The sequence below is a fragment of the Corynebacterium sp. MSK006 genome, from assembly GCF_030232385.1.
GTDB classification, from domain to species: Bacteria; Actinomycetota; Actinomycetes; order Mycobacteriales; family Mycobacteriaceae; genus Corynebacterium; species Corynebacterium frankenforstense_A.
Window position 1 is genome coordinate 40,996 of the sequence record NZ_JASPJZ010000006.1, and the last position, 24,461, is coordinate 65,456.

General features: G+C 72.7%; 18 protein-coding genes and 2 pseudogenes. 10 read left to right on the forward strand and 10 right to left on the reverse strand.

What is annotated here, in order from left to right:
• Positions 1-27 precede the first annotated feature (27 nt).
• Positions 28-1,158 (reverse strand): glycoside hydrolase family 3 N-terminal domain-containing protein, encoded by a 1,131-nt coding sequence (locus QQA02_RS05205; RefSeq protein ID WP_284773678.1) that lies wholly within the window; start codon positions 1,156-1,158, stop codon positions 28-30.
• Between the two features lie 134 nt (positions 1,159-1,292).
• Here QQA02_RS05205 and QQA02_RS05210 point away from each other — a divergent pair, with 134 nt between their 5' ends.
• The 3 genes and pseudogenes from QQA02_RS05210 to QQA02_RS11710 form a co-directional block, all read left to right on the forward strand.
• Positions 1,293-1,805 (forward strand): universal stress protein, encoded by a 513-nt coding sequence (locus QQA02_RS05210; protein WP_284863508.1) that lies wholly within the window; start codon positions 1,293-1,295, stop codon positions 1,803-1,805.
• Positions 1,806-1,851: 46 nt separating this feature from the next.
• On the forward strand, positions 1,852-2,049 hold the full coding sequence (locus QQA02_RS05215) for a DUF2613 domain-containing protein (protein WP_075664637.1): 198 nt from the start codon (positions 1,852-1,854) through the stop codon (positions 2,047-2,049).
• A gap of 4 nt (positions 2,050-2,053) precedes the next feature.
• Positions 2,054-3,913: pseudogene (locus QQA02_RS11710) on the forward strand (alpha-(1->3)-arabinofuranosyltransferase domain-containing protein); the annotation flags it as partial.
• Between the two features lie 1,212 nt (positions 3,914-5,125).
• On the opposite strand, the gene QQA02_RS05225 reads toward QQA02_RS11710, so the two are convergent.
• Positions 5,126-6,343, reverse strand: a complete 1,218-nt coding sequence (locus tag QQA02_RS05225) for an acyltransferase family protein (RefSeq protein WP_284773677.1) — start codon at positions 6,341-6,343, stop codon at positions 5,126-5,128.
• 29 nt (positions 6,344-6,372) lie between these two features.
• Between QQA02_RS05225 and QQA02_RS05230 the strand changes: the two genes are divergently transcribed.
• Together QQA02_RS05230 and QQA02_RS05235 are read left to right on the forward strand one after the other, a co-directional pair.
• Positions 6,373-7,608, forward strand: a complete 1,236-nt coding sequence (locus tag QQA02_RS05230) for a porin PorA family protein (RefSeq protein WP_284773676.1) — start codon at positions 6,373-6,375, stop codon at positions 7,606-7,608.
• On the forward strand, positions 7,605-9,155 hold the full coding sequence (locus QQA02_RS05235; protein WP_284773675.1) for an MmpA family trehalose lipid delivery protein: 1,551 nt from the start codon (positions 7,605-7,607) through the stop codon (positions 9,153-9,155). The genes QQA02_RS05230 and QQA02_RS05235 overlap by 4 nt, the downstream gene beginning before the upstream one ends.
• Here QQA02_RS05235 and QQA02_RS05240 read toward each other — a convergent pair.
• Complete coding sequence (locus QQA02_RS05240) at positions 9,139-11,229, reverse strand: bifunctional metallophosphatase/5'-nucleotidase (protein WP_284773674.1); 2,091 nt, start codon at positions 11,227-11,229, stop codon at positions 9,139-9,141. The genes QQA02_RS05235 and QQA02_RS05240 overlap by 17 nt on opposite strands.
• 157 nt (positions 11,230-11,386) lie before the next feature.
• A complete protein-coding gene (locus QQA02_RS05245) occupies positions 11,387-12,505 on the reverse strand; it encodes a glycosyltransferase family 4 protein (RefSeq protein ID WP_284773673.1) in 1,119 nt (372 codons plus the stop codon).
• A 48-nt stretch (positions 12,506-12,553) separates the two neighbouring features.
• On the opposite strand from QQA02_RS05245, the gene QQA02_RS05250 reads away from it, so the two are divergent.
• The 4 genes and pseudogenes from QQA02_RS05250 (at position 12,554) to QQA02_RS05265 (ending at position 15,882) form a co-directional block, all read left to right on the forward strand.
• Complete coding sequence (locus QQA02_RS05250; RefSeq protein ID WP_284773672.1) at positions 12,554-13,342, forward strand: class I SAM-dependent methyltransferase; 789 nt, start codon at positions 12,554-12,556, stop codon at positions 13,340-13,342.
• 147 nt (positions 13,343-13,489) lie between these two features.
• Positions 13,490-13,768, forward strand: coding sequence for a hypothetical protein (locus QQA02_RS05255; protein ID WP_284773671.1), 279 nt, complete (start codon positions 13,490-13,492; stop codon positions 13,766-13,768).
• Positions 13,769-13,882: 114 nt separating this feature from the next.
• Positions 13,883-14,776, forward strand: a complete 894-nt coding sequence (locus QQA02_RS05260) for a YwiC-like family protein (RefSeq protein WP_284773670.1) — start codon at positions 13,883-13,885, stop codon at positions 14,774-14,776.
• Between the two features lie 121 nt (positions 14,777-14,897).
• Positions 14,898-15,882, forward strand: a pseudogene (locus tag QQA02_RS05265) (IS481 family transposase).
• A gap of 30 nt (positions 15,883-15,912) precedes the next feature.
• Here the strand turns inward: QQA02_RS05265 and QQA02_RS05270 are convergent.
• The 6 genes from QQA02_RS05270 to QQA02_RS05290 all read right to left on the reverse strand — a co-directional run bounded on the left by QQA02_RS05270 (position 15,913) and on the right by QQA02_RS05290 (position 23,468).
• Complete coding sequence (locus tag QQA02_RS05270) at positions 15,913-16,353, reverse strand: hypothetical protein (protein WP_284773669.1); 441 nt, start codon at positions 16,351-16,353, stop codon at positions 15,913-15,915.
• A gap of 299 nt (positions 16,354-16,652) precedes the next feature.
• On the reverse strand, positions 16,653-17,084 hold the full coding sequence (locus QQA02_RS11715) for an alpha-amylase inhibitor (RefSeq protein ID WP_502870977.1): 432 nt from the start codon (positions 17,082-17,084) through the stop codon (positions 16,653-16,655).
• Between the two features lie 139 nt (positions 17,085-17,223).
• Positions 17,224-19,776 (reverse strand): excinuclease ABC subunit UvrA, encoded by a 2,553-nt coding sequence (locus QQA02_RS05275; RefSeq protein ID WP_284773668.1) that lies wholly within the window; start codon positions 19,774-19,776, stop codon positions 17,224-17,226.
• Positions 19,777-19,863: 87 nt separating this feature from the next.
• Positions 19,864-21,687 carry a phosphoenolpyruvate carboxykinase (GTP) gene (locus QQA02_RS05280; protein ID WP_284773667.1) on the reverse strand — a complete coding sequence of 608 codons (1,824 nt, stop codon included), beginning with the start codon at positions 21,685-21,687 and terminating at the stop codon, positions 19,864-19,866.
• A gap of 126 nt (positions 21,688-21,813) precedes the next feature.
• Positions 21,814-22,167 carry a hypothetical protein gene (locus tag QQA02_RS05285; protein ID WP_284773666.1) on the reverse strand — a complete coding sequence of 118 codons (354 nt, stop codon included), beginning with the start codon at positions 22,165-22,167 and terminating at the stop codon, positions 21,814-21,816.
• Entirely contained in the window at positions 22,164-23,468 is a 1,305-nt protein-coding gene (locus tag QQA02_RS05290) for a hypothetical protein (RefSeq protein ID WP_284773665.1), read from the reverse strand. The genes QQA02_RS05285 and QQA02_RS05290 overlap by 4 nt, the downstream gene beginning before the upstream one ends.
• Positions 23,469-23,625: 157 nt before the next feature.
• On the opposite strand from QQA02_RS05290, the gene trmB reads away from it, so the two are divergent.
• Positions 23,626-24,453: a tRNA (guanosine(46)-N7)-methyltransferase TrmB gene (trmB, locus tag QQA02_RS05295; protein WP_284863511.1), complete on the forward strand. Its 828-nt coding sequence runs from the start codon at positions 23,626-23,628 to the stop codon at positions 24,451-24,453.
• Positions 24,454-24,461: the final 8 nt, after the last annotated feature.

Below are 24,461 nucleotides of genomic sequence, written 5' to 3' on the forward strand. Positions count from 1 at the left end.
GAGGTCACACCGTGCACCCGCGGATCTTCAGCCGCGGGCCGCCGCCGCGCGCAGCTGCTCGAGCGGGATCTCGCCGTCGGCGACGGCCGCGGCGACCAGATCGACCGCCTCGTCGAGGCCCTCCCCGGAGGACCACAGCACCCGGTCCGCGCCGGCGGCCAGGGCGCGGGCGGCCGCCTGCGGCGGGGTGGCGCGCTCGGAGACGGCCGCCATGCCGGACAGGTCGTCGGTGTAGATCGGGCCCTCGAAGGGCACCCCGCCCGGGTAGGCGCCCGAGCGCAGCAGCCGGTAGGCCGCCGGGTCGAGGCTGGCGGGGGTCTCCCCCGAGGTCAGCCCCGGCACGCTGAGGTGCCCGACCATGACCCCGGTGCCGGGCGGGGCGGCGGCCACGGCCGGGCCGAAGGCGGCCAGGTCCAGGTGCGCCAGCTCGTCCAGCGGCGGGGTGACCGCGGGTCCCTCGTGGGTGTCGCCGCTGGCCGCGCCGTGGCCGGGGAAGTGCTTGTAGACGGGGCGCACCCCGGCGTCGGTCAGCCCCGCGGCGAACGCCTGCGCACCGGCGGCGGCCGCGGCGGGGTCGGTGCCGAAGGAGCGGTCGCCGATGATGTCCAGCCCGGCGGTGTCGACGTCGACGAGCGGGGCGTAGTCGGTGTCGATGCCGCGGGCGCGCAGCCGGGTGCCCAGCTCGAAGGCGACACGGCGGACCTCGGCCGGCCCGGCGGCGGCCAGCTCGCGCGGGGCGGGGATGCCGCCGAGGACGTCGGAGTGGCGCTGCACGCGCCCGCCCTCGAAGTCGATGGAGACCTCGAAGTCCCCGCCGAACTCGGCGCGCAGGGCGTGGATGTCGCGGCCCGGTTCGGTCAAGAGCCCCGGGTCCGACCAGTTGACCACGAAGATGCCGCCGGCCCCGGCCGAAAGCGCGGCCCGCGCCGACTCGTAGTCGGTCACCCCGACGACCATCAACGAGGCCGCCAGCCGGCGCGCCTCGGCGTCGACCTCCGCGGCCTCCGCGTCAGCGGAGGCCGTCGACGCAGGCGCCGACGTCGTAGAAGTGGCAGACGAGGGGGCGGACGGGACGTCGGAAATCGGGGCGGAGGAACACGCGGTGAGCAGCGTGCACGCCAGGGCGGCGACGACGGCGGGCACGCGGCGGCCGGGCACGGCGGCTCCTCTCGGCGGGGCGGGGACGGGTGGCGGAACGGTCCCGAACCTACCCCGCCGGGACGTAGACTGGCGGCACAAGCGTCCGTGCACGCACACGGGCGGACCCCGGAAAGCTATCCGACCTCGGGAGGATGACCGTGAACCCCGGCCCCGCAGAAACCACCATGCTCATCGCCTTCGACGGCTCGGACGAGTCGCGCCGGGCGCTGACCTACGCCGCGCGACTGCTCGCGCCGCGGCACGTGGAGATCATCACCGCCTGGGAGCCGATGTACCGCCAGGCCGCCCGCGCCAGCTCGATGACCGGCAACCACCAGGGCGACTGGCCGGACACCGCCGAGGCCGACGACCCCGCCTACGGCCACGCCCGCGACACCTGCCGCGCCGGGGTGGCGCTCGCCGAGGAGCTCGGCCTGCACGCCCGGGCCCACCTCGTCGAGTCGGCGACCTCGACGTGGTCGGCGATCCTGGACGCCGCCGCTGAGCTGCGCCCCGACGTCATCGTCGCTGGCGCGCGCGGGATCAGCGGGCTGCGCGCGCTGTGGCAGACCTCCGTGACCGACGCGCTGCTGAAGAACTCCGAGGTGCCGCTGTTTGTCGTCCCGCCCGAGGAGGACGACGCGGACGACGACCAGGCCGAGTAGGCCGAGTACGCCGGGGTGGCCCGCCCGCGCTGCTAAGGTTGCGGGCATGGCCCTCGAATCCGACTCCCTCAACCGCCGCTCCGTCGGTCCCGCGCTGGCGAGCGCGGTCGTCGGCGTCGCCCTCGGGGTGGTCGCCGTGATGGGCGTCGCCATGTTCACCGGCGCCGACTCGGTCCCCCAGGGCGAGGCCGTGACCGCGGACAACGCGCTGCTCGGCGGACCGGAGTACGGCTCGCGCGACTGACGCGATGGCCTCACAGGCCCTGACGCGCCCGCGGCACGCCCTGCCCGGCCCCTGGCGCGCGCATGTGATCGGCTGGCTGGTCCTCGCCGTGCTCGTGGCGCTCCAGCAGCCCGGGCTGACCGCCGCCGACACCAAACACGACCTCACCGTCGACCCCGGCGGCTTCCTCGCCCGCGCGCTGACCGCGTGGACGGACACCTTCACCCTCGGCCAGCTGCAGAACCAGGCCTACGGCTACCTCTTCCCGCAGGGCCTCTTCTTCTGGCTGACCGACCCGTTTCCCGCGTGGCTCGCCCAGCGCGCCTGGTGGCTGCTCGTGCTCGCCGTCGGCTACTCCGGCATGCTCGCCCTGCTGCGCCGCATCGGCGTGCGCGGCACACCCGCCCAGGTCGCCGGCGCCGTGGCCTTCATCGCCGCCCCGCGCGTGCTGACCACGCTGACCGCGATCTCCTCGGAGACCTGGCCGGTCATGCTCGCCCCCTGGGTCGTCTTCGCGCTGCTCGGCCGGCCCGGTTGGCGCGCGGGCGCTGCCGCCGCCGTGCCGGTCGCGCTGATGGGCGCGGTCAACGCCACCGCGACACTGGCCGCCTGCGTGCCCGGCGCGGTGGTGCTGTTGTGGCGCCCTATTGACGACGCCGCGTCGCGTCGCCGTCTGGGCGCCACCGCGGCGACGTGGGCGGCGGGTTCGGTGCTGGTGAGCCTCTGGTGGCTGGTTCCGCTGCTGGTGCTCGGGCGCTACGCGCCGCCGTTCACCGACTTCATCGAGTCGGCCGGGGTGACCACCCGCTGGCTCAACCCGGCGGAGATCCTGCGCGGGACCACCAGCTGGACCCCCTTCGTCGACACCGAACGCCGCGCCGGCTTCGCGCTGGTCAGCGAGCCCGTCTTCGTGGTGGTCACCCTCGCGGTGGCCGCCGCGGGGCTGATCGGGCTGCGCTGCGCGCGCGGGAAGGTGCGCGCCCCGTGGCTGGTGATGCTCGCCTGCGGGCTGGTGATGCTGGGACTCGGCCACGGGCCGCTGGGTGACTGGTGGGTCGGGCTCCTCGACGGGGCGCTGGCCCCGTTGCGCAACCTGCACAAGTTCGACCCCCTGGTGCGCCTGCCGCTGGCCGTGGGCGTGGCTTTCCTGGTCGAGCGGCTCGCCGCCGGGCGGGGGCTGCGCAGTCTGCGGGGGCTCGCTCCGCAGCGCGTCGCCGCACTGGTGCTCATCGCCGGGCTGCTGGCCGCCTCGGCCGCGCCGGCGCTGTCCGGGCGGCTCCTGCCGCGCGGCGCCTACGAAGAGGTGCCCGACTACTGGCCGCAGGCCGCCGCCTTCCTGGACACCCTGGAGACGCGCACGCTGATCTACCCGCCCAGCCCCTTCGCCCGCCAGGAGTGGGGCTGGACGCGCGACGAGCCCGTCCAGCCGCTGGCCGAGAACCCCTGGGCGGTGCGCGACGCGGTCCCGCTGGTCGACCCGGAGGCCATCCGCGGCCTCGACGGGCTTGACGCCGCGCTGCGTGCCGACCCCGGGGCCGCCGCACGGGCGCTGGAGTCCTTCGGGGTCGGTGCGGTGCTGGTGCGCCACGACCTCGACGACCCGCGCGCCCGCGACGACGCCGCCGCCGTCGCCGACCTCCTGCCCGGCGAGGTGCACACCTTCGGTGAGGTCGAGGTGCACGTCCTCGACGCGGGCGCCGGCATGCGGCTGGTCGACGGCGAGCCGGTGCGCGTCGCCGGCGGCGGGGAGGTCCTGCCGCTTCTCGACGCCGCCGCCGGGCCGGCGGTGCGCCGGCTGGTGCCCGGTGACGCCGAGGTGGTCACCGACACCCCGCAGCTGGTCGCGCGCAACTACGGCGAGGTCCGCGACGCGACCTCCGCCGCGCTCGCCGAGCCCGCCGAGGGTTCGGACGTACGCAACCCGGTGTCCGACTACCCCTCGGCCGGCCCGCGCACCCGCGTGGTCGAGCACGGCGGGCACGTGGCCGCCTCCTCGTCTGCGGCGGACGCGACGAGCTTCGGCGGGGCGGACCCGGCGCGCTCGGCGACCGCGGCCGTCGACGGCGACCCGCAGACCGCCTGGTGGCCGGCCCCCGGCCGCGGGGCCGGCGAGTTCCTCGAGGTCACCCCGGAGAACCCGGACGGCCAGCTGACGGTGACTACCACCGGGGACACCACCGTCGAGGTCACCGCGGGTGACCGGCGCCTGGACGTCACGCTGCGCGAAGGCGTGCCGCGCACGGTGCGCGTCGGCGCCGGGGTGCCCGTGCGCGTGGAGTTGACCGAGCGCGTCGGCATCAGCGAACTCACCGCCGGGGTGAGCCGCGAGATCGAGGTGCCGGACACCTCGCCGGGCGTGCGGGCCTTCTTCTTCCAGCGCCTTACCCCCGACCCCGGCGCCGTGCGGCGGGTCTTCACCGCCCCGCGGCAGATGACGGTGACCGTCCGCGCCGCCGGTGGCGCCGAGGTGCTTCTCGACGGCCGGGCGGTCCCCCGCGACGCGACGGTGGACCTCGAGGAGGGAACCCACCGCGTGGAGACCGACGCGGACTGGGTGGAGCTGGCCGAACCGGGCTTCACCGCCTCGCCCGAGCAGCACGTCGAGGCGCTCGGCGGCGGGGCCGGCGGCCCGGTGGAGGTCACGGCAGCCGACCGGGACCGGTGGCTGATGACCGGGCGCTCGGCGAATCCGGGCCTGCGCGCGAGCGTGGCCGGCCGGGAGCTGGAGCCTGCGGTGCTCGACGCGGGCATGCAGGCCTTCCGGGTGCCGGCGGGCGTGGGCGGGAGCGTCGAGTTCTCCTTCGCCGGGCAGCCGGCCTACCGCGCCGGGCTCCTCGGCGGCGGCGCGGTCGCGGTGCTCACTCTGCTGGGGCTCGTCCTCATCCTGGTGCGAGGGGCGGGAGTCCCTCGCACCGCGCCAGCCGTGCGCACGACGGTGACCACCGGGACGTCGTCAATCGGGCGGCGCTGGACCGGCTTCGGGGTCGTGGCGCTCGCGGCGGTGCTCGTGGCAGGTGTCGCCGGCGCGGTCGCGGCCGTGGTCGCGTGGGTGGTGCAGCGCTTCACGCGGATCCGGCCGACGTGGCTGGTCGCGGGCTCACTGGGGGCGGGCGCGGCGTGGCTCGGGCGTGCGCCCTGGCCGCCCGGCGTGCACGGGCTCTACGCCGGCGACTCGGCGCTGCTGGCCGGGGCGGTCCTTGTGGCGGTGCTCGCGGCGGCGCTGCCGATCGAGGACGGGCTGCTCGATGAGCGTGTGCGAGACGCCGGCGACGCCCAACGAGACGACGAGCGTGACGGCCAGCACGGGCCAGAAGCCGCCGGTGAAGGTGCCGATGCCGGTCAGCGGGAAGACGGCGCCGAGCACCGCGACGTGCCAGAGGAACAGTGAGTAGCTCCACCGGCCGGCCAGGCGCAGCGGGGCGGTGGCGATGAGGTCGCTGCGCCGCGGGGCCAGCGCGTAGGGCACGACGATCAGCGCGGCTAAGACGGCGCCAGCGGCGATGCGCGCGCTGAACTGGCCCGGGGAGGGGTGCTCGAGGCCCAGCGGGCCGAACCACTCGCGCCCGGCGGCCCAGGCCACCGCCATCGCCGCGGCCCAGTAGAGCCACCGCGGGGCGGAGAGGCGCGCGACGCGGGCGCGGGCGGCGGGGCGCCCGGCGAGGTGGCCCTCGGCCTCGGCGGCGAGGAGCCCCACGGCGAACCAGGGGGCGTAGCTGGGCGGCCAGATCTGCAGGTTGACGGCGCCTTCGGCGGCGGCGACAAACGGCAGCCAGGGCCACGCCGAGAGCGCCGCGGTGAGCGCGAGGATCCCCGCCACGCGCGCCCGGCGGCTCGTCAGGCGCCCGATCGTGAGCGCGATGAGCGGCAGGACCAGGTAGAAGGCGACCTCCACGCACAGCGACCACATGTGGGTCAGCCCGCCGATCAGGCCATCGGGCACGTAGATCTGGGTCAGTGTCAGCTGGGCGAGGACCTGCAGCGGGGAGGCGCCGAAGGCCTCGGGCAGCCAGAGCAGCACCACCACCGCGCAGACGAGGTAGGCCGGGGCGATGCGGGCGATACGCCGGCGGTAGTAGCGGCCGAAGCGGCGGTCGGTGCGGTGGCGGCGCCACAAGAGGAAGGCCGACAGGGCGTAGAAGACGGCGACGAAGAAGTCGAAGCGGGCGGTCAGCGCGCCGAAGTGGCTCTTAGGGTCCACGCCGGTCTGGAAGGCGACGTGGGTGACCACCACCCCCGCGGCGGCCACGGCGCGCAGGCCCTCGAGGGACTCGACGAAGCGGCGTGCGTAGGATTGGCCCGAGATAACCTCGCTCACCTGCGCCAGGGTACTGGAAGGAGGCGTCCGTGGGACTCGTGGGACAGCCGGGGACCAGGCGGCGCGCCGCCATGGCGACCCTGGCGGCCGTGCTCGTGCTGCTGCTGGTCGGCGACGTCGCCCCGCGCGTGGTGCTCTACCTGATGTACGACCTCGAGGTCGGGGTGACCCGCAGCGTGCGCTCGGTGGACCCGGACGCCCGGGTCGTCGACGCAGGCAGACTCGCCGACTCGGACGAGGCGCCCGGGAAGCTCGCGCGCGCCGTGGAGCTGGCCGTGGACCAGACCGTGGACTACACCGCCGCGCGCACCGACCCCGACGACGAGGAGACGGAGGACGACGGCGCGCTGGCCGACGCGCGCAGCGAGGTCATCGCCGGCGGCGAGCCCATCGCCCGCGTGCACGACCGGGCGGTGCTCGAGCGCGACTCGACCTTTCCCTCGGCCTACCCGACCAGCCGCGTCGGCGTCGAGCTGCCGGCGGCGGGGGTGGACCAGGAAACGGACGGCTTCGTGCGCGAGGGGCTGACTCACCGCTTCCCCGTGGAGACCGAGAAGCGCTCCTACCAGTACTTCGACCCGTGGCTGATGGAGACGACCTACCTCGACTACCGCGGCAAGGCCCCGGCCGACCCGGCCGAGGAGACGATGCTCACCCACGTCTACGGCCAGCGCGTGGCCGGCCACCGGCTCGCCGACACCCTGGCCGCCCTCGGCGAGGACCGCGCCGAGGCCGCCGACAAGCTCGCGGTGCGCGGGCCGGCGCGGCGCTTCTACGACGCCGGGCAGCTCGGCGCCCGCGGGCTGGCCCCGGACGCCGAGGTCACCCTCGAGCCCTACTACGCCGTCGACCGCGAGGTGAAGGTCGAGCCGCAGTCCGGGCGCGTCGTCGACGTCGCCGAGCGCGTGCGCATCTACCTCGCCGCCGCCGAGGACCCCGCCGAGTACGCCGACGCCACCGACGCCGGCGCGGCCCCGGAGGGCTCCGGCGCCGCCGTGCGCGCCCCGGGCGGGCCGGGGGCGGTCGAGCAGATCGGCGACTCCGCCGAGCGCACCGTCGACGCCCGCACCCTGGTGGCCGCCGAGACCCGCTGGGACGACGACTCACGTGCCACCGCCCGCGACGAGGCGCGGCGCACCATCGACACCCGCCGCGCACTCGCAGCGCTGGCCTGGGTGTGCCGCGTGCTCACCCTCGTGGTGGTCGGCCTGGGCGTGGCCGCGTTCACCCGGCGCGGGCGGGCGGCGGATCCGGCGCGGCGATGAGCCGGCGCGACGCGCTCGCCGTGGCGGCCGTGGCCGCCTGGTGCACGCTGCTGGTCGGGGCCGTGCTGCTGCCCTTTGCCGCCCCCGGGGTGCTCGCCCACCGCGACATGCTGGTGCTCGACTCGCCGGCGCTGACGGCCGGCGCCTTCGGCTTCGGGGATCTCCCGGCGCGCAACGCGCCCCAGGACGGGCTGCTCGCCCTGGCCGGGCTCGTGCTGCCGGCGTCCTGGCTGGCCCGCGGCATCCTCGCTCTCGGGGCCGTGGCCGGGGCCGGCGGGGCGGTGGCGCTGGTGCGCCACGTCGGCGGCGGGCCGGTGGCCGCGGCGGCCGGTGCCACGCTGACGCTGCTGAACCCGGCGATGGTCGAGCGCCTGCTGCAGGGACAGTGGTCGCTGGCGGTCGCCGGGTGGCTCTTGCCCGCGATCGCCTGGGCGGGGCTCTCCGGGCGCACGGGGCTCGCGTGGGCGGGCATGGTGCCGGCCGCGCTGACCCCGACGGGCGCGGTGCTCGGCGGGCTGGTCGGCGGGCTGACCGTGCGCCGCGGCGGCGCTAAGGCAGCCGGCGCGAAGACGTCCGGCGACGCACCGCTGACCTGGGCGCTGGCGGGCGCGCTGTGCCTGCCGTGGCTGGTGCCGGCCGCCTGGGCCGCGCTGAGCGGGGCGGGTACGGGCACGGCCACGGCGGCCTCGGCCGCCGCCTTCGCCCCGCGCGCCGAGGCGCACCTGGGCACCGGCGGCACGCTCTTGAGCCTCGGCGGGATCTGGAACGCCGGGGCCGCCCCAGACTCGCGCGCCGCGGGCTTCGGGCTCTTCGGCCTGGCGCTGACGCTGCTCTGCCTGCTCGGCCGGCGCGCGGTGGCCCGCCCCCTGTGGGCGGCCGCGGCGGTGGGCCTTGTCATTCCGCTGGCCGCGTGGCTGGTGCCCGGCTGGTTCGCCTGGGCGGTGGCCACCGTGCCCGGGGCGGGACTGGTGCGCGACGCCCACAAGTTCGTGCTGCTGGCCGTGCCCGCGCTCGTCGCCGCCCTCGGCGGGCTCAGCCGCCTGGGCACGAAGGAGCGCTGGGCGTGGCTGGCACTGGTGCTCGCCGTCGTCCAGGCCCTCGACTTCCCCGCCGCGCTGCGCAGGCTGGCCCCCGTGCCGGACCCGACGCCGGCGGCGGTAAAAGAGATTTCCGACGGTCGCGACGTGCTGGTGGCCGGTTCCACCGGCCTGGTCGAGGTGGACGGCGTGCCCACTGTCGACCACCTCGACAAGGCCCTGCCCACGGTCGCCTCCGGGCAGCTGGTGGTCGACGGGGTGGTAGTCGACGCGCCCTCGGCGCGCTGGTCGGCGGCCGATCAGGCGTGGCGGGCCGGGGATCTCGACGCGCTGGCGGACCTCGGCGTCGGCTGGGTCATCGACTCAGACGGCGAGGTGCTGGCACAGACTACGGCGCCCGCCGCCCCGGCGTGGCCGAAGGTGGCGGGCGTCGTGCTGCTTGTGCTGTGGGCCGCGGCGGCGCCGGCGGCGTTAGCCGCCCGGCGCCCGCGGGTCACAGGGCGTTCTTGAGCTGCTCGATGAAGGGGGCGGCCTGCGGGAACTGCTCGGCCAGGCGGTCGAGCGCACCCGGCAGGACACCCGGGACGGCCGGCATCAGGAAGGCCAGCACGGCGGTGACCAGGGCGCCCAGGCCCAGCAGGCCGCCGAGCACGCCGCCGACGATCTTGCCGGTCTCAGAGGAGCCGGAGGAGCCGTCGGCGCCGGGCTTGCCGGGCTCATCGGGATCGTCGTCGCCGGAGCCGGCGACCTCGGTGAGCGCACCCAGCGGGGCGGAGACCTCGGTGCCGGCGTCGGTGGTGACGGTCAGCTCGGTCTCAGCGGTGGCGTCCTCGGGCAGGGTCAGGGTGACGGAGGCCTTGCCGGCCTCACCGTGGCCGGGCTCACCCAGGTCCGGGTCGATGTCGGCCTCGACCTCGGTGTCGCCGACGCGGACGGTGACCTTCTTGACCGGGTCGTCGACGGAGTAGATCAGGCTGGACAGCTCGACGGTGATCTCCTCGCCGGCGGCGACCTTCTCCGGCAGGTGCACGGAGACGTTGGACTGGCCGGCGCGCGGGGCGGCGTCCTCGTTGTCACGCAGGTAGGAGACGAAGGCCTCGATGTCCATCAGGCCGGTGGCGGCCAGCTCGGAGCCCTCGGCCAGCGCGGAGAAGGAGTCGCCGCCCTCGAGCAGGAAGGTGGAGCCGGCGACGACGTACTCGCGCCCGGGGTCGAGCGGCTCGCCGTCGACGGTCACGGACTTGATGCGCTCGCCGGCCGGGGCCTCGACGTCGTAGACGTAGGAGACGTTGTCGGAGACGCCCAGGGAGAGCACGGGGCGCTCGCCGCCGTCCTTCCACTGCTGCTCCAGGGCCTTCTTGAACTGCTCACCGGTCAGGCGGGTGTAGGTGATCTCGTTGCCGAAGGGCTGCACGGCGAAGGCCTCGGCGTAGGTGACCTCGCCGGAGTCCAGGTCGTCGCGCACGCCGCCGGCATTCATCACGCCGATGTCGGCGGTCACCGAGGTCTTGTTGGAGATGGCCCAGCGCGCGGCGTCGGCCAGGAAGTTGTTGGCGGTGGACTCCACGCCACGGTTGGAGCCCGGGTCGCCGCCGGCGTTGACGCCGCGGGTCAGCGGGGCGTCGATCTCGGCGACGACCTTGGCGCCCTCCTCCTCGGCGGCCTCCTCGGCGGCCTTGACGGTGGCCTCGATCTCCGGGTCGGGGTTGCCGCAGGCGTTGATGGCCTCGGCGTCGAGCAGCTCGGCGGAGTCGACGGTCAGGGTGTCGGACTCGCGGTCGTAGCTGAAGTCGACGGAGTTGAGGTACTGCGAGTAGCTGCCGGCCTGCATGAGCAGCGGCACGCCCTCGGCGCGGTCGAGGTTCGGCTCGACCGGCTGGTGGGTGTGGCCGGCGAAGACGACGTCGACGTTCTCGGAGAACTCGGCCGGGTCGGTCACGCCCTCGTGGAAGAGGCCGACGACGACGTCGGCCTCGCCGGACTCGGTCAGCTCGTCGGCGACCTTGTTGGTCGCGGCGATCGGGTCGGTGAACTCGATGCCCTCGATGCCGCTGGGCGAGACCAGGTTCGGCATGTCGTCGGTGACGGTGCCCACGTAGGCGACCTTCACGCCGTCGAGCTCGACGATCTTGTAGGGGGCCAGCTCGGTGCCCTCGGCGTTGGCGCCCAGGTAGTCCCAGTCGGCGGCCGGCTCGATGCGGTCCTTCAGGTCCGCGTAGCCCTTGTCGAACTCGTGGTTGCCCACCGCGGAGACCTCGAGGCCCATCTGGTTGAGGGTCTCGATGGCAGGCTCGTCCTCGAGCAGCGCGGAGGCGTAGGGCGAGCCGCCCACCAGGTCGCCGGAGGCGACGAAAGAAGAGGGCAGGTCGCCGGCCTCCTTGTCGACGGCGCACTTGAGCATCGCGGCGCCGGGGTCGGACTTGTTGGCGGCGAAGTGACCGTGGAAGTCGGTGATGTTGGAGATGTGGAAGCGGGCGGACCCGTTCTCCTCCTCCTGGGCGCCGGCGGGGACGACCAGCCCGAGCGTGCTCACGGAGAGCGCGGTCAGCACGGCCAGGCCACGGCGCGGAATGCGGTGGGACATGAAGGCTCCTTAGTGTCTGCGGCGGCACCCGGTGAGGGGGCGCCCTCATGCTTTTCATAGCCGCACTTCAGGGCCCTCGCAGCGCGGGACGAGGGAATTCACCGCCGCGTCACGCGCGCGAAACCCGCCGGTCACCGCGCCGAAGTCGACGCAGCGCTCACCGCGCGATCCCGGCGAGCAGCTCCGCGAAGGCCGCGCCGGTGTCCGCCCAGCTGAAGCCGTCCGCCCACGCCCGGGCGCGCTCGCCCATGGCGGCGCGTCCCGCGGCGTCGTCAAGTAACGCGCGCACCGCGGCGGTGAACGCGCGCGGGTCCTCGCGCCCGACGAGCACGCCGGTGCGGCCGTCGGCGACGGAGTCGCGCAGGCCCCCGGAGGCGGCGTAGCCGACGGTGGGCACGCCGTGCTGGGCGGCCTCGACGACGGCCAGGCCCCAGCCCTCGGCGGCCGAGGGCATCAGGTGCAGCGCGGCGCCGGCGAGGATGCGGTGCTTGATCGCCTCGTCGACCTGGCCGTGGAAGACCACGCGGTCCTCCACGCCGAGGTCGCGGGCGTGCTCGCGCAGGCGCGGGCCCCACCACCCGGAGCCGATGACGTCGAGGACCACCCCGGGCAGCGCCGCGACCGCGGCCATGGCGTGCTCGATGCGCTTGTGCGGCACCAGGCGCGACAGCGTCACCACGCGCACGGGCGCACCCGGCGCCGGGGCGGGGGCGGGCGCGGCGTCGGAAATCTCGAGCGGGTCGATCCCGTTGGCGACGATGCTGATGCGCCCCGGGTCCACGCCGAGCTCGACGAGTTGGCCGCGGCTGGAGGCCGAGACGGTCACGTACGGCGCGCCGCGGTAGACGCGCGGGGCCAGCCTGGACTCGAGCCACCAGCCGAGCCGGCCGATGACGGGCCCGGCGACCGGCCACTGCGCACGGTGGCAGTGGTGGGTCAGCAGCACGGTGGGCCGGCCGGCGAAGACGCGGGCGAAGAACGGGATGCCGTTCTGCGTGTCCACCACGGCGTCGACGCCTTTCAGCGGCCCGATACCGAGGCGCCCGGCGAGCATCGCGGCCGCGGCGCGGACGTAGACGGTGTAGCGCCCGCCGGCGCGCGAGAAGGTCATGCCGTCGCGGGCCTCGCGGCGGGCCGCGCCCGGGTAGGCGGCGGTGCGGTAGACGACCTCGTGGCCGTGGCGTGCGAGATACGCCCCGACGCGTTCGAGGTAGCGCTCGGAGCCGCCGCCCTGGGGGTGGGCGGTGTCGCGCCAGCACAACAGCAGGATCTTCATGTGGCCTCCCAGCCTAACCGGCGCGGGTGGCGCACTAGCCTGGCGGGCATGGACCTGCCCCGCACCCGCGCGCGGGCCACGCTGCCGCGCGCGCTCGCCCTGCTGCGCGACGTCCGCGTCGAGCAGACCGACCCCGCGCGCTTCTACGGCCACCTCGCCGAGGACACCGCGGGCCTTGTCGGCTGCCTCGTCGCCGACTGCTCCGGTTCGATTGACGACGCCGCGCCTGCCCTGCGTGGGGCGCGCGTGCTCGACGTGGGCGGAGGCCCGGGCTACTTCGCCGAGGCCTTCGCCCGGTACGGGGCGCACTACGTCGGCCTGGAGCCGGACGCCGGGGAGATGGCGGCGGCGGGCATCCGGGTGGCGGCCTCGGTGCGCGGCTCGGGCGAGGCGCTGCCCTTCCGCGACGGGGCCTTCGACGTGGTCTACTCCTCGAACGTGGCCGAGCACGTGCCGGACCCGTGGGCGATGGGCGCGGAGATGCTGCGGGTCACCCGCCCGAGCGGACTGGCGGTGCTCAGCTACACGGTGTGGCTCGGCCCCTTCGGCGGGCACGAGACGGGGCTGTGGGAGCACTACGTCGGCGGCGGCTTCGCCCGGGACCGCTACGCCCGCCGGCACGGGCACCTGCCGAAGAACGTCTTCGGGTCCTCGCTCTTCGCGGTCTCCTGTGCGGAGGGGGTGCGCTGGGCGCGGGAATTGGCCGGGCGGGGCGCGGCGGAGGTGGTGGGGCTCTTCCCGCGGTACCACCCGTCCTGGGCGTGGTGGGTCACGCGCGTGCCGGGCCTGCGGGAGTTCGCGGTGAGCAACCTGGTCATCGCGCTGCGCAAGCGGTGAAATCCTGGGAGTGTGACGTGAACATGCGGTTGATTTTTCTGAGACCGTAGACACGGACGGACGGTATGCAAGCATGATACGTGCACGCATACGGAACCGACCACGACCGCCGGAGGTGCGCGATGCCCGCCGAGTCCACTGCCGAACATGCCGAGAACAACCGCGGGGGCTTTGGGCTCCTTCCCGTACCGAATCGTCGCCTGGGGCCTGATAGTCGCGGTATGGATCTGCACGCCCTTCATCAACGACCGCGTCCCTACAGCCCTCGAGTGGGGATACACCACCCTGACCGTCGTGGCCGTCGTCTTCGGCGCGGCGGTGGCGATCCGGTCGCGAGCCTGGATCCTGTTGATCCTCTCGATCCTCACCGCTTTCGCGTGGCCCATCCTGCTCATGGTGGCCTTCGCCTTCGGAAGGATCAACTGACGGTCTTCGACCCCGAACCACGATCCCCGGGCCGGCGCCGATTTAACACGGCCCGAATGGTTTCAAACCTTCGGTGGGTGCTAGTCTGAGGCTGAGCCGAGAGGGAGGCAGCACGTGAGGGCAGCGAAGTCCACCGAGAGCACCGGGACCACGGGGAAGCGCGCCGAGCGTCCCGCCCGCAAGCGACGCCGCGGGATCTCGCCGTGGGTTCCCAACCAGCACGGCGCGTGGGCGATGCTCATCGCCCCGGCCGTGGTGGGCACGATCGTGGCGGTCATGCGCTTCGCCGGCTCCGCGGCCCCGGCGCGCAGCCTGCTAGTACTGCTCGCTGTGCTTGTCGCCTGGTTCTTCGGCTACGGCGCCTTCTTCGCCTTCGGCATGGTCGCCAAGGCACGCACACCCGAGCGCCGCCGCCAGTACGTCACCCCGGTCTACGTCTACGGCGCCGTCGCGGCCGTCGCCGCGGTGCTCGCCCTCGCGCTGCACCCGCAGCTGGCCTGGTGGGCGGTCTTCTTCGGCCCCCTGATCGCCGTCGCCTGCGTCGAGACGCTGCGCGGGCGCGCCCGCTCCACGCTCTCTGGGGTTTCCACCACGATTGCCTCCGCGCTGCTGGTCGCCGTGCTCGTCCAGGTCGGCGAGCACGGCCGGATCGCCCAGATCCCGGCCGCCGCCTGGGTAGCCGTCGCCGTGCTCGCGATGTTCTTCTCCGGGGCCGTGACCTACGTGAAGTCGATGATCCGTCAGAAGGGCAACCGCCGCTACCTGGCAGGTTCCGTGGCCTACCACGCCGTCGCGCTCATCGCGACCGTCATCCTCGTCGCTGCAGCTCGCGCCGGCTGGCTCGGCGGCGTGCTGCTGGTCGCCGCGATGGCCTGGGCGCTGGTGCGCTCCTGGTACTACCCGCACCGGGCGGCCGCCGGCGAGAAGTTCACGCCCAAGCAGGTCGGCATGAAGGAGAACCCGCCGCTGCTTCTGGCCTGCTTCGGCGCGCTCTTCGCCGCCATCTAGGTGTACTGACCGGAGACCTGGTCGAGCCTGTGCGACCCGAGCGTGTGATCTGACACGGCGAGAGCCTCCTGGTGTGGAATAGGAAGCGTCGAAACTACCACCACCAACAGGAGGCCCTCTGATGTGTCATGCTAACGCAGCACTGACCCCGAAAGCTCGTCTACGCGTCGCCCAACGCATCGTCGACGAAGGCCACCCGGTCTCCGAAGTCGCCGCCCGATTCCAGTGTTCCTGGGCCACCGCTAACCGGTGGGCGAAGCGCTACCGCGCCGGCGAACCGATGACAGACCGCTCCTCACGCCCGCACACCAGCCCGAAAAAGACTCCTGCCAAAGTCGCTGCCTGGGTGATCTCCCTGCGCAGACGAAAGCGCCTCGGCCCGCTGCAGCTGGCCGCGTTATGCGGTATCGCCGCCTCCACAGTCCATAAGAATCCTTGTCTCCTGTGGGCTGAACCGCTTGGCCTACACCGACCGGGCCACCGGCGAGCCGGTGCGCCGTTATGAGCACGACAACCCCGGTGACCTGCTGCATGTCGATGTCACCAAGTTCGGCGAGATCCCCGACGGCGGGTGGCGCTTCGTGGGCAGGTCGCAAGGCGACCGCAACCGCGCCCGGCAGATCAACGAGTCGAAGAAGACGCACGGCCAGGGCAAACGACGCTACTGCTACGTGCACACCGTCATTGACGATCACTCCCGGGTCGCTTACGCGGAGATCCACGACGACGAGAAGGCCGTCACGGCTGCCGGCGTGCTGCGCCGTGCCGTTGACTGGTTCGACGCCCGTGGGGTTGTCACCAGGCGGGTCTTGAGCGACAACGGGTCTGCCTACCGCTCGCGCTTGTGGGCTGTCACGTGTGCCCAGCTGGGGATTACACCGAAGCGGACCCGGCCGTACCGGCCGCAGACAAACGGGAAGATAGAGCGGTTTCACCCCACGATGGCAAATGGGTGGGCCTACGCAGAGTGCTACCTATCGGAAGAGGAGCGTCGGGGCAAGCTGGGGCGGTGGTTGCACGATTACAATCACCACCGACCCCATTCCGCATGTGGAGGCCTGCCGCCGGTGAGTCGGTTAACCAACCTCCCCGATCAGTACATCTAGGCAAAACAGACGAAGCGACGTCAGGCCGAGCTACGACCGCGCCAGCCTGATGTTGACATTCAACGCAGCTTCGACCATGTCCAGATCCTCGCCGGCGAGGATTTCCCGCGCGGAATCCGCCGCGTTCCACAGTATGCCGCTTGCGGCGATTCCGACGCCGAATTTGAGAAACAGGTAAGGTGCGTCGACTTCCATGGGGACGTACACCCACTGGCCCCCGGAACTGTCCCGGTACCACGTCGCCACCAGATAGGCGATTGCCTGAGCCCGCTCTTCAGCCGGCAGATCAGCATCCCGGAGCCGCTCTACGGACGCGCGCGGAAAGCCGGCTCCCCGCAGGTTTGAAACCGTCAACTCCGGATCGACCAGCGGTTCCGGACCCTCCTGGTACCGCCCGATGCACGCGCGGGCCCGCGCCTCTATTTCCTGCAGCCTGGCCGTATAGTCACCTATTCCATTATCAGGAACCACTTAAAACACCTCTAGTGAATATACCATAGGCCGTGATCACCCAATTCTGGGTGCCAGTTGCACCTAACATTGTCGGCCCATACCTTCAACTTTGGTTCAAGCCGATATTCGCCCAAAGTTCTTTCACAATTCCCTTTATCTTCAAATAAATACCTCTGTACCGCACCTGCGGGAACAGGGGTCGCAGCCAATCCGCAGAGAACAACCGCGGAAATTAGTTTGACCGTCAACTTACGCAAAATTTACCCACCTCAGAATCAGTTGTACGAGATGCATTCACCATCACTCTAGAAGTTAGATTAGCAGAGCTCGACGCGATCGATTCGCCCGACGCCGGGTGCAATATTATGCCTTGTCCCATCCATGACGACATGACACGCCGAATCTGGACCAAATGCCATTACCACCTTGACACGGACATCAAACCCGCAGTTATTATAGACTTGAATAAATCCCTTTTCGCCCACCGCATTTACACACGGTGGCGCGGGAGTTGCTTGCCTCGTGGCCCGCGTTGCCAGCGCCCGCCACGTAGTACTTTCGGGACTAACGCTCGCATCCTCAGCAGACACAGACAGCCAATCTTGGTCAGACACCCTGATAGACTCGCCCTGGTGAAGTAATTCAACGCGCTCTGCATCTTCAACTGGGGTCGCCGAAGCAACCGGCGCCAGGAAGTTTCCAGCGAGCAGTACAGCACTCGCAGCTAAGACCGTTACAGCTTTCCTCATATACCTTTCTCCTTGCCGTACGTTGGGTTGATCAACCCGTCGTCTCGGTCCATCTTGTACATAACACGGCTCCTCGCTCCACGCAGTGCGTAACCGGGACTGGGGATGGCGCCACACGAGAGGCCCGGCCGGAAAGCCGCTAGACCCCCAGGTGCTCGGCCAGGTAGCGCCCCGTCACCGAGCCGGTCTCGCCGTGGCGCGCGGCGAGCTGGCGCGGGGTGCCGCACGCCACGATGCGCCCGCCGGAGGCGCCGCCGCCCGGGCCCATGTCCACCAGGAAGTCCGCGTTGGCGATCATGTCCAGGTCGTGCTCGATGACCAGCACCGTCGCACCCTTCTCGAGCAGCCGGTCGAGCACCCCGATCAACACAGCGACGTCGTCCGGGTGCAGGCCCACCGTCGGCTCGTCGAAGATAAAGAGCGACCTCTTCTGTGATTTGCCCAGCTCGCCGGCGAGCTTGAGCCGCTGCGCCTCCCCGCCGGAAAGCCCGGGTGTGGCCTCGCCGAGGGTCAGGTACCCCAGCCCCACCTCGGCCAGCGCGTCGAGCCGGCGGGAGACCTTCGGCATGTCCGCCAGGTGCCCGCGCGCCTCATCGACGCTCATCGCCATCAGCTTCGGCAGGCTCACCGCCCCCTCACCGCGTGCCGACGCCCGCGTGAACTCGCCGGCGCGCGCCGCAAAGCGCCCCCCGGAACACTGCGGGCAGGCGATCTCCACGTCCGGCAGGAACTGCACGTCCAGGGTGATCCGGCCGGTGCCCTCGCAGCGCGGGCAGCGCAGCGAGCCGGTGTTGTAGGAGAAGTCGCCGGCCTTCAGCCCGGCCTGGCGAGCCTCGGGGAGCCGGGCGAAGGCGCGGCGGACCTCGTCGAACACCCCGGAGTAGGTCGCCACCGTCGAGCGCACGTTGACCCCGATCGGCGTGGCGTCGACGACGTTGACCCGCCCGATACCCTCGGCGGCAAGGCGGCGCACGTGCTCCGGCGGCGCGGAACCGTCCAACTGCGCCTCGAGCGCGGGCACCAGGCTGTCGAGCACCAGGGTGGACTTGCCCGAGCCGGAGACGCCGGTGACCACGCTCAGCCGCCCCCGCGGCACCGAAACCTCCAGCGGATGCACGGTGTGCACCGCGCCGGTGGCCAGCTCAATCGCGCCGCGGGCGAAGACGTCGTCGGCCGCCTCCCGCACGGCGACCCGGCGCGCACCGGTCAGGTACGCGCCGATGCGCGAGCCCGCGGCGTCGGCAAGCGAGAGGGGTGTACCGGCGGCGACGACCTCGCCCCCGGCCGCGCCGGCGCCGGGGCCGATCTCGATGACGTGGTCGGCCTCGCGCAGCACCTGCGGGTCGTGATCGACCATGACCACCGAGTTGCCCTCGGCGATGAGATCCCGGATCACGCCGACCAGCCCGCGCACGTTGTCCGGGTGCAGGCCGATCGAGGGCTCGTCGAGGACGTAGAGCACCCCGGTGGTCTCGTTGCGCACCGCGCGGGCCAGCTGCACGCGCTGGCGCTCGCCGGTCGACAGGCTGGCCGCCGCCCGATCGAGCGTCAGGTAGCCCAGGCCCAGGTCGAGCAGTCGGCGGGTCATGTGGGCGAAGGTCTCCGCGAGTGCCGCGGCCATCGGGCGCAGCGGCTCCGGGGCCTTTCCCGGCAGCGCGGCGACCCACGCGTCGACGTCCTCGAGGGTCATGGCGGTGGCCTCGGCGAGGTTCAGCCCCGCGACCAGCGGGGTGCGCGCCGCCTGCGAGAGCCGGGTGCCGGCGCAGTCCGGGCAGCGACGCTCGGTGAGGAAGCGGGAGACCCGCGCCAGGCGCTTCTCGCTGTCGGCGCGCTGGAGCTCATAGGTCACGGTCAGGCGGGCGTTGCGGAAGGTGAAGTCGAGGTCGTGCACGCCCTTCTTGGTGGTGACCACGATGTGCTTCTTCTCCTCGGGCCCGTCGAGCACGATCTCGCGCTCCCGGTCGCTCAGCTCCCGCCACGGCACGTCGGTGCGCACGCCGAACTCGCGGGCGATCTGCGGCTGGACGTTGAAGCCGAAGGTCTGCCAGGGAATGACCGTGCCGGCGTCGATGGAGGCGTCCGGGTCGCGGATGAGTGCCGCGTCGTCGACCTCGCGCACGGTGCCGGTGCCCTCGCAGGTCGGGCAGGCACCCGCCGAGTTGAAGGCCAGCTCCTCCGCCCCCGGCGCGTGCACCTGCGCCCCGCAGACCGGGCAGGCGATCTCCTCCTCGGCGGCCACCGCCAGCGTGGGCTTCAGCCGGTGGCCCTTCGGGCACACGTGCGCGCCCAGCCGGGAGAAGATCAGGCGCAGCACGTTGAGCAGCTCGGTGGCCGTGCCGAAGGTCGAGCGCACCCCGGGTACCCCGGGGCGCTGGCGCAGCGCGAGCGCGGCCGGCACGTGGCGCACCGAGTCGACCTCCGCGCAGGCCGCCTGGCCCATGCGCCGGCGGGTGTAGGTCGTGAGCGCCTCCAGGTAGCGCCGCGAGCCTTCCGCGTAGAGCACCCCCATCGCCAGCGAGGACTTCCCGGAGCCGGAGACCCCGGCGACGGCGACCCACTGATCCAGCGGCACGTCGACGTCGATGCCGCGCAGGTTGTGCACCCGCGCGCCGCGGACCTCGATGGCCCGGCCCGTGTTCTCCGGGCCCTTCCCCCGGCCCGCCCCGTCGTCCGTCGTGTCCGTTGCGCCCATGTCCCCCGGTCTACCCGAAAACCCGGCCACGCCGGTGCGAAACCGGTGCGGCCGGGCGGGGTCAGGCGCTACGGGTGGGTGCGCGGCCTACTTCTGGGCGGCCGAGATGCGCTCCTTGAGCTTGTCGAACTCGTCCCAGACCTCCTGCGGGACGTGCGTGCCCAGGAAGTTCAGGTACTCCTGGTTGTCCTCGAGGTCGGCCTCCCACTTCTCGGCCGGGGCGGTCAGGCAGGACTTGACCTCCTCGACGGTGGTGTCCAGGCCCTCGAGGTCGAGGTCCTCGGCGCGGGCGGTGTGGCCCACCACGGTCTCGTCGGCGCCGACGCGACCCTCGATGCGGTCGACGATCCACTTGAGCACGCGGGAGTTGTCGCCGAAGCCGGGCCAGATGATCTTGCCGTCGTCGTCCTTGCGGAACCAGTTGACCAGGAAGATCGCCGGCAGCCTGTCGCCGCCGCGCTTACCCATGTCGATCCAGTTCTGCAGGTACTCACCAGCGTTGTAGCCCATGAACGGCAGCATGGCCATCGGGTCGTGGCGCAGGGTGCCCACCGCACCCTCGGCGGCGGCGGTCTGGCCGGAGGACAGCAGCGCACCGATCATGGTGCCGTGCTGCCAGCTGTGGGCCTGGGTGACCAGCGGGACGGTGTCGGGGCGACGGCCGCCGAAGAGGATGGCGTCGATCTTGACGCCCTTCCAGTCGTCGTACTCCGGGGCGGCCGTCGGGCACTGCTTGATCGGCACGCAGTAGCGGGAGTTCGGGTGGGCGGCCTTCTCGCTGGAGTCCGGGGTCCAGTCGTTGCCCTTCCAGTCGATGAGGTGGTCGGGGGCCTCGCCCATGCCCTCCCACCAGACGTCGCCTTCGTCGGTGAGCGCGACGTTGGTGAACAGGGTGTTGCCCGGCTCCATGGTCTTCATGGCGATCGGGTTGGAGTTGTAGTCGGTGCCCGGGGCGACGCCGAAGAAGCCGTTCTCCGGGTTGACGGCGTAGAGGCCGTCCTCACGCAGGTGCAGCCAGGCGATGTCGTCGCCGACGACCTCGGCGCTCCAGCCCTCGATGGTCGGGGTGATCATGGCCAGGTTGGTCTTGCCGCAGGCCGACGGGAAGGCGCCGGTGACGTGGTAGACCTTGCCCTCCGGGCTGGTGAGCTTCAGGATGAGCATGTGCTCGGCCATCCAGCCTTCCTCCTTGGCCATCACGGAGGCGATACGCAGCGCGTAGCACTTCTTGGCCAGGATGGCGTTGCCGCCGTAGCCGGAGCCGTAGGACCAGATCTCCTTGGTCTCGGGGAACTGGGTGATGTACTTGGTGTCGTTGCACGGCCAGGCGACGTCCTCCTCGCCGGGCTCGAGCGGGGCGCCCACGGAGTGGTAGCAGGGGACGAACTCGCCGTCCTTGCCGATCTTGTCCAGGGCCTCAGAACCCATGCGGGTCATGATGGACATCGAGAGCACGACGTAGGCGGAGTCGGTCAGCTGGACGCCGAGCTTGGGCTCCGGGTCGCTGATCGGGCCCATGCAGAAGGGCACGACGTACATGGTGCGTCCGTGCATGGAGCCCTTGTACTTGTCGAGCATCTCCTCCTTCATCGCCTGCGGCGGGGCCCAGTTGTTGGTCGGGCCGGCCTGGTCCTCGGTCTCGGTGCAGATGAAGGTGCGAGACTCGACGCGGGCGACGTCGGACGGGTTCGAGCGGGCGAGGAAGCTGTTGGGGCGCTTCTCCTCGTTCAGCCGGATGAGGGTGCCGGCCTCGACGAGCTCGGTGGTCAGTCGATCCCATTCCTCACGGGAACCGTCGGCGAAGACGACCTTCTCCGGCTCGAAGAGCTCGACCGCGTCAGCGATCCATTCGAGCAGCTTCTCGTTCTCGGTGGGAGCCGGGCCGACCAGGCCCTTGATCTCAGTGGCCATACTTAAACTCCTGGTTCAGGGTCACGTCTTTTCGGATCTGCACGTACATACACAAGAGTAATGATCCGTGTGTGATCGCGCCGCCCGGCGGCCGCGGCCACGACAAATATCACTATTGGACGTCTGTCATGGCCCGGAAACCCAGAACCAACGGCGGTTTCGTACGGGACCCGAAACCGGCGGCGTACCACTTTCGGGGGTATCCGGTGGTCCCACTTCGTCGGACATGAGATTTCCGACGTCCTGCCACTCACCGTCGGCGGGCACCGCGCCGTCGGCGGGCCCGGCGACGAAGACGAAGGGCCGGCCCTGCACATCGACGACGGTGGCGTGGTCGGCCACGCCGTCTCCGTCGAGGTCGGAGACGACGGCGAGTGCGTCCTCCGCCCCGGGCAGCCCGGCGACCACCGAGCCGCCCGGCTCGCCGGCGGGCTCCGCCTCGCCCGGCCCACCGAGGAGGAACTCCCACCACTGCGTCACCTGGCACCTCCGCCCGTGACCCCGGTGCCGCGGCGGCGCAGCCAGCGCACCCCGGCGCCGGCTGGGCCGCCGGGCCCGGCGGGCACTCCTCCCCCGCCGCGGGCGCGGGTGCGCAGGTCCTCAACGGCGCGCACCAGCCCGGCCCGGCCGCGGCGGCGGTGGGACGTCAGCCCGCGTACGGCGCCGATGAGAAGCCCTGCGAGCACGGCGGCCAGCACGCCCGCGCCCACCCCGAGCGTGCGCCCGACGGCCAGGCCCGCCCCGAGAGCGGCGGGCAGGGCGACCAGCAGTGCCTCGCCGAGGGCCCCGCGCAGCTCGGCCTCGCGCCGCGCCGGGGCGCCTGGCCGCGCATCGGGAGTGACGCCGGCGAGGATGCGGTGACCGGACTCCGGGTCGCCGGCGGCCAGCGCGCGGGCGAGCTCCCGGTCGAACCCGGCCAGACGGCGCCGGGTGACCACCCCGGCCGCGGCTCGCCAGGCCCGCCCGTCGGGTGCGGGAGGAAGAGGAGCGGCCAGGCGGGCGGGAAGATCGGCCTCGGCGACGTGCTCGCCGCCGATCCCCGCCGGAAGCTGCGCGGTGGAGAAGACCGCGCGACCCTCTCCCGCCGCGGCAAGCCCCGCGTGGTCGGCCGGCGTCCACCCGCCGGGCGGGGCGACGGCGACGAGCACCGCGGCGTCGGGACCCGTGACCGTCACGCCCGCCTCCCGCAGGCGGGCGGCGACCCGGCGGCAGGCCTGCGCGTCGGGTCCGGCCACGGCGACCGCCGCGCCGGCGGGGAGGGAACCGGCGACGTCGGGGCCCGGGGCGTCGTCAATCTCTCCCAGAGACAGCGCGGCCAACTCGCGCAGCGGGGTGGCCAGGCGGGGCAGGCGGTGAGCCAGGGCCCGTAGCTCGCCGGCGAGGATGCGCGCCCGGGTGGCCAGCAGCGCGGCGGGGTCGACGCCGGCGGTGAGCGCGGCGCGGGCCTCGGCCGCGCAGTCGACCACGCAGAAGAGCTGCGGCCCGCAGGCCAGGCGCGCGGCGGGCCCGGGCGGCAGCGGACCTGGGTGGACGAGCACGACGGCGTCGACGCCCGCGCCGACGACGGGCCAGGCGGGGCGGGCGCAGCCGAACTCGGCGGCCACCGCGGCCAGTTCGTCCGGGTCGGCGGGGTCGGGCGCCGCGAGCGTCGTGAGCGCCGTGCGCGGCGGGCCGGTCAGCGCGTGGAGCACGTCGGTCAGCGCCGCGGCGGCCGGGCAGCCCAGCGGGCGGGCGGCCACCCAGTCGGCGACCGCCGCGAAGATCGGCGGCGTCTCGGCCACGGCGCTCCCCCTCCCCTCACACCCCGTGTGTTGCCCGCATCGTCCCCCGTGCCCGCCCGGCGCGCAACCGCTGCGGGTGCCGCCACCGACGTCACGCGACCGACTTCACGGGAGAGATGAATTGAAGTTCACGGGACCTACGGGAACAATGAGGCCAATGACCACCCCCGACACGACCGGCCGCGGCGTCGGCGAGCTGCCCGCCGGGCGGCCCCCGCAGACCGACTTCCACGACGGTCTGGACTACCCGCGCCTGGGCACCGTCTCCTTCCGCCGCGGCACGCTGACCGACAACCAGCAGGCCCTCTGGCAGGAGCGCTTCCCAGAGCTGGGCACCGTGCTCACCGAGGACTCCGGTCCCATCGACTTCGACGCCTGGTTCGGCTGCACCGGCGCGCCGACCGTCCTCGAGATCGGTTCCGGCACCGGCACCTCGACTGTCGCCATGGCGCTCAAGGAGCCGGGCACCAACGTCATCGCCGCCGAGCTCTACAAGCCCGGTCTGGCCAAGATGCTCGGCAACCTGACGCGTAACGGCGTGGAGAACATCCGCATGGTCCGCGGCGACGGCATCGAGGTGCTCGCCCGCATGATCCCGCCGGCGTCCCTTTCCGGCGTGCGCGTCTTCTTCCCGGACCCCTGGCCCAAGGCCCGCCACCACAAACGCCGCATCATCCAGTCCGGCCCGCTGCACCTGATCGCCACCCGGCTGAAGCCCGGCGGCGTGCTGCACGTGGCCACCGACCACGCCGACTACGCGGAGTGGATCTCCGAGCTCGTCGACGTCGAGCCGCTGCTGGAGTACAAGGGCTGGCCCTGGCCGGAGTGCCCGATCCTGACCGACCGGCAGGTCATCACCAAGTTCGAGGGCCGCGGCCACCGTCTCGAGCACGAGATCACCGAGTTCCTGTGGCGCCGCACGGACGCGCCCGCGGCGACCGACGCGGCGTCGGCAAGCGACCGCGAAGGCGGCGATGCGCGATAATGACGCAC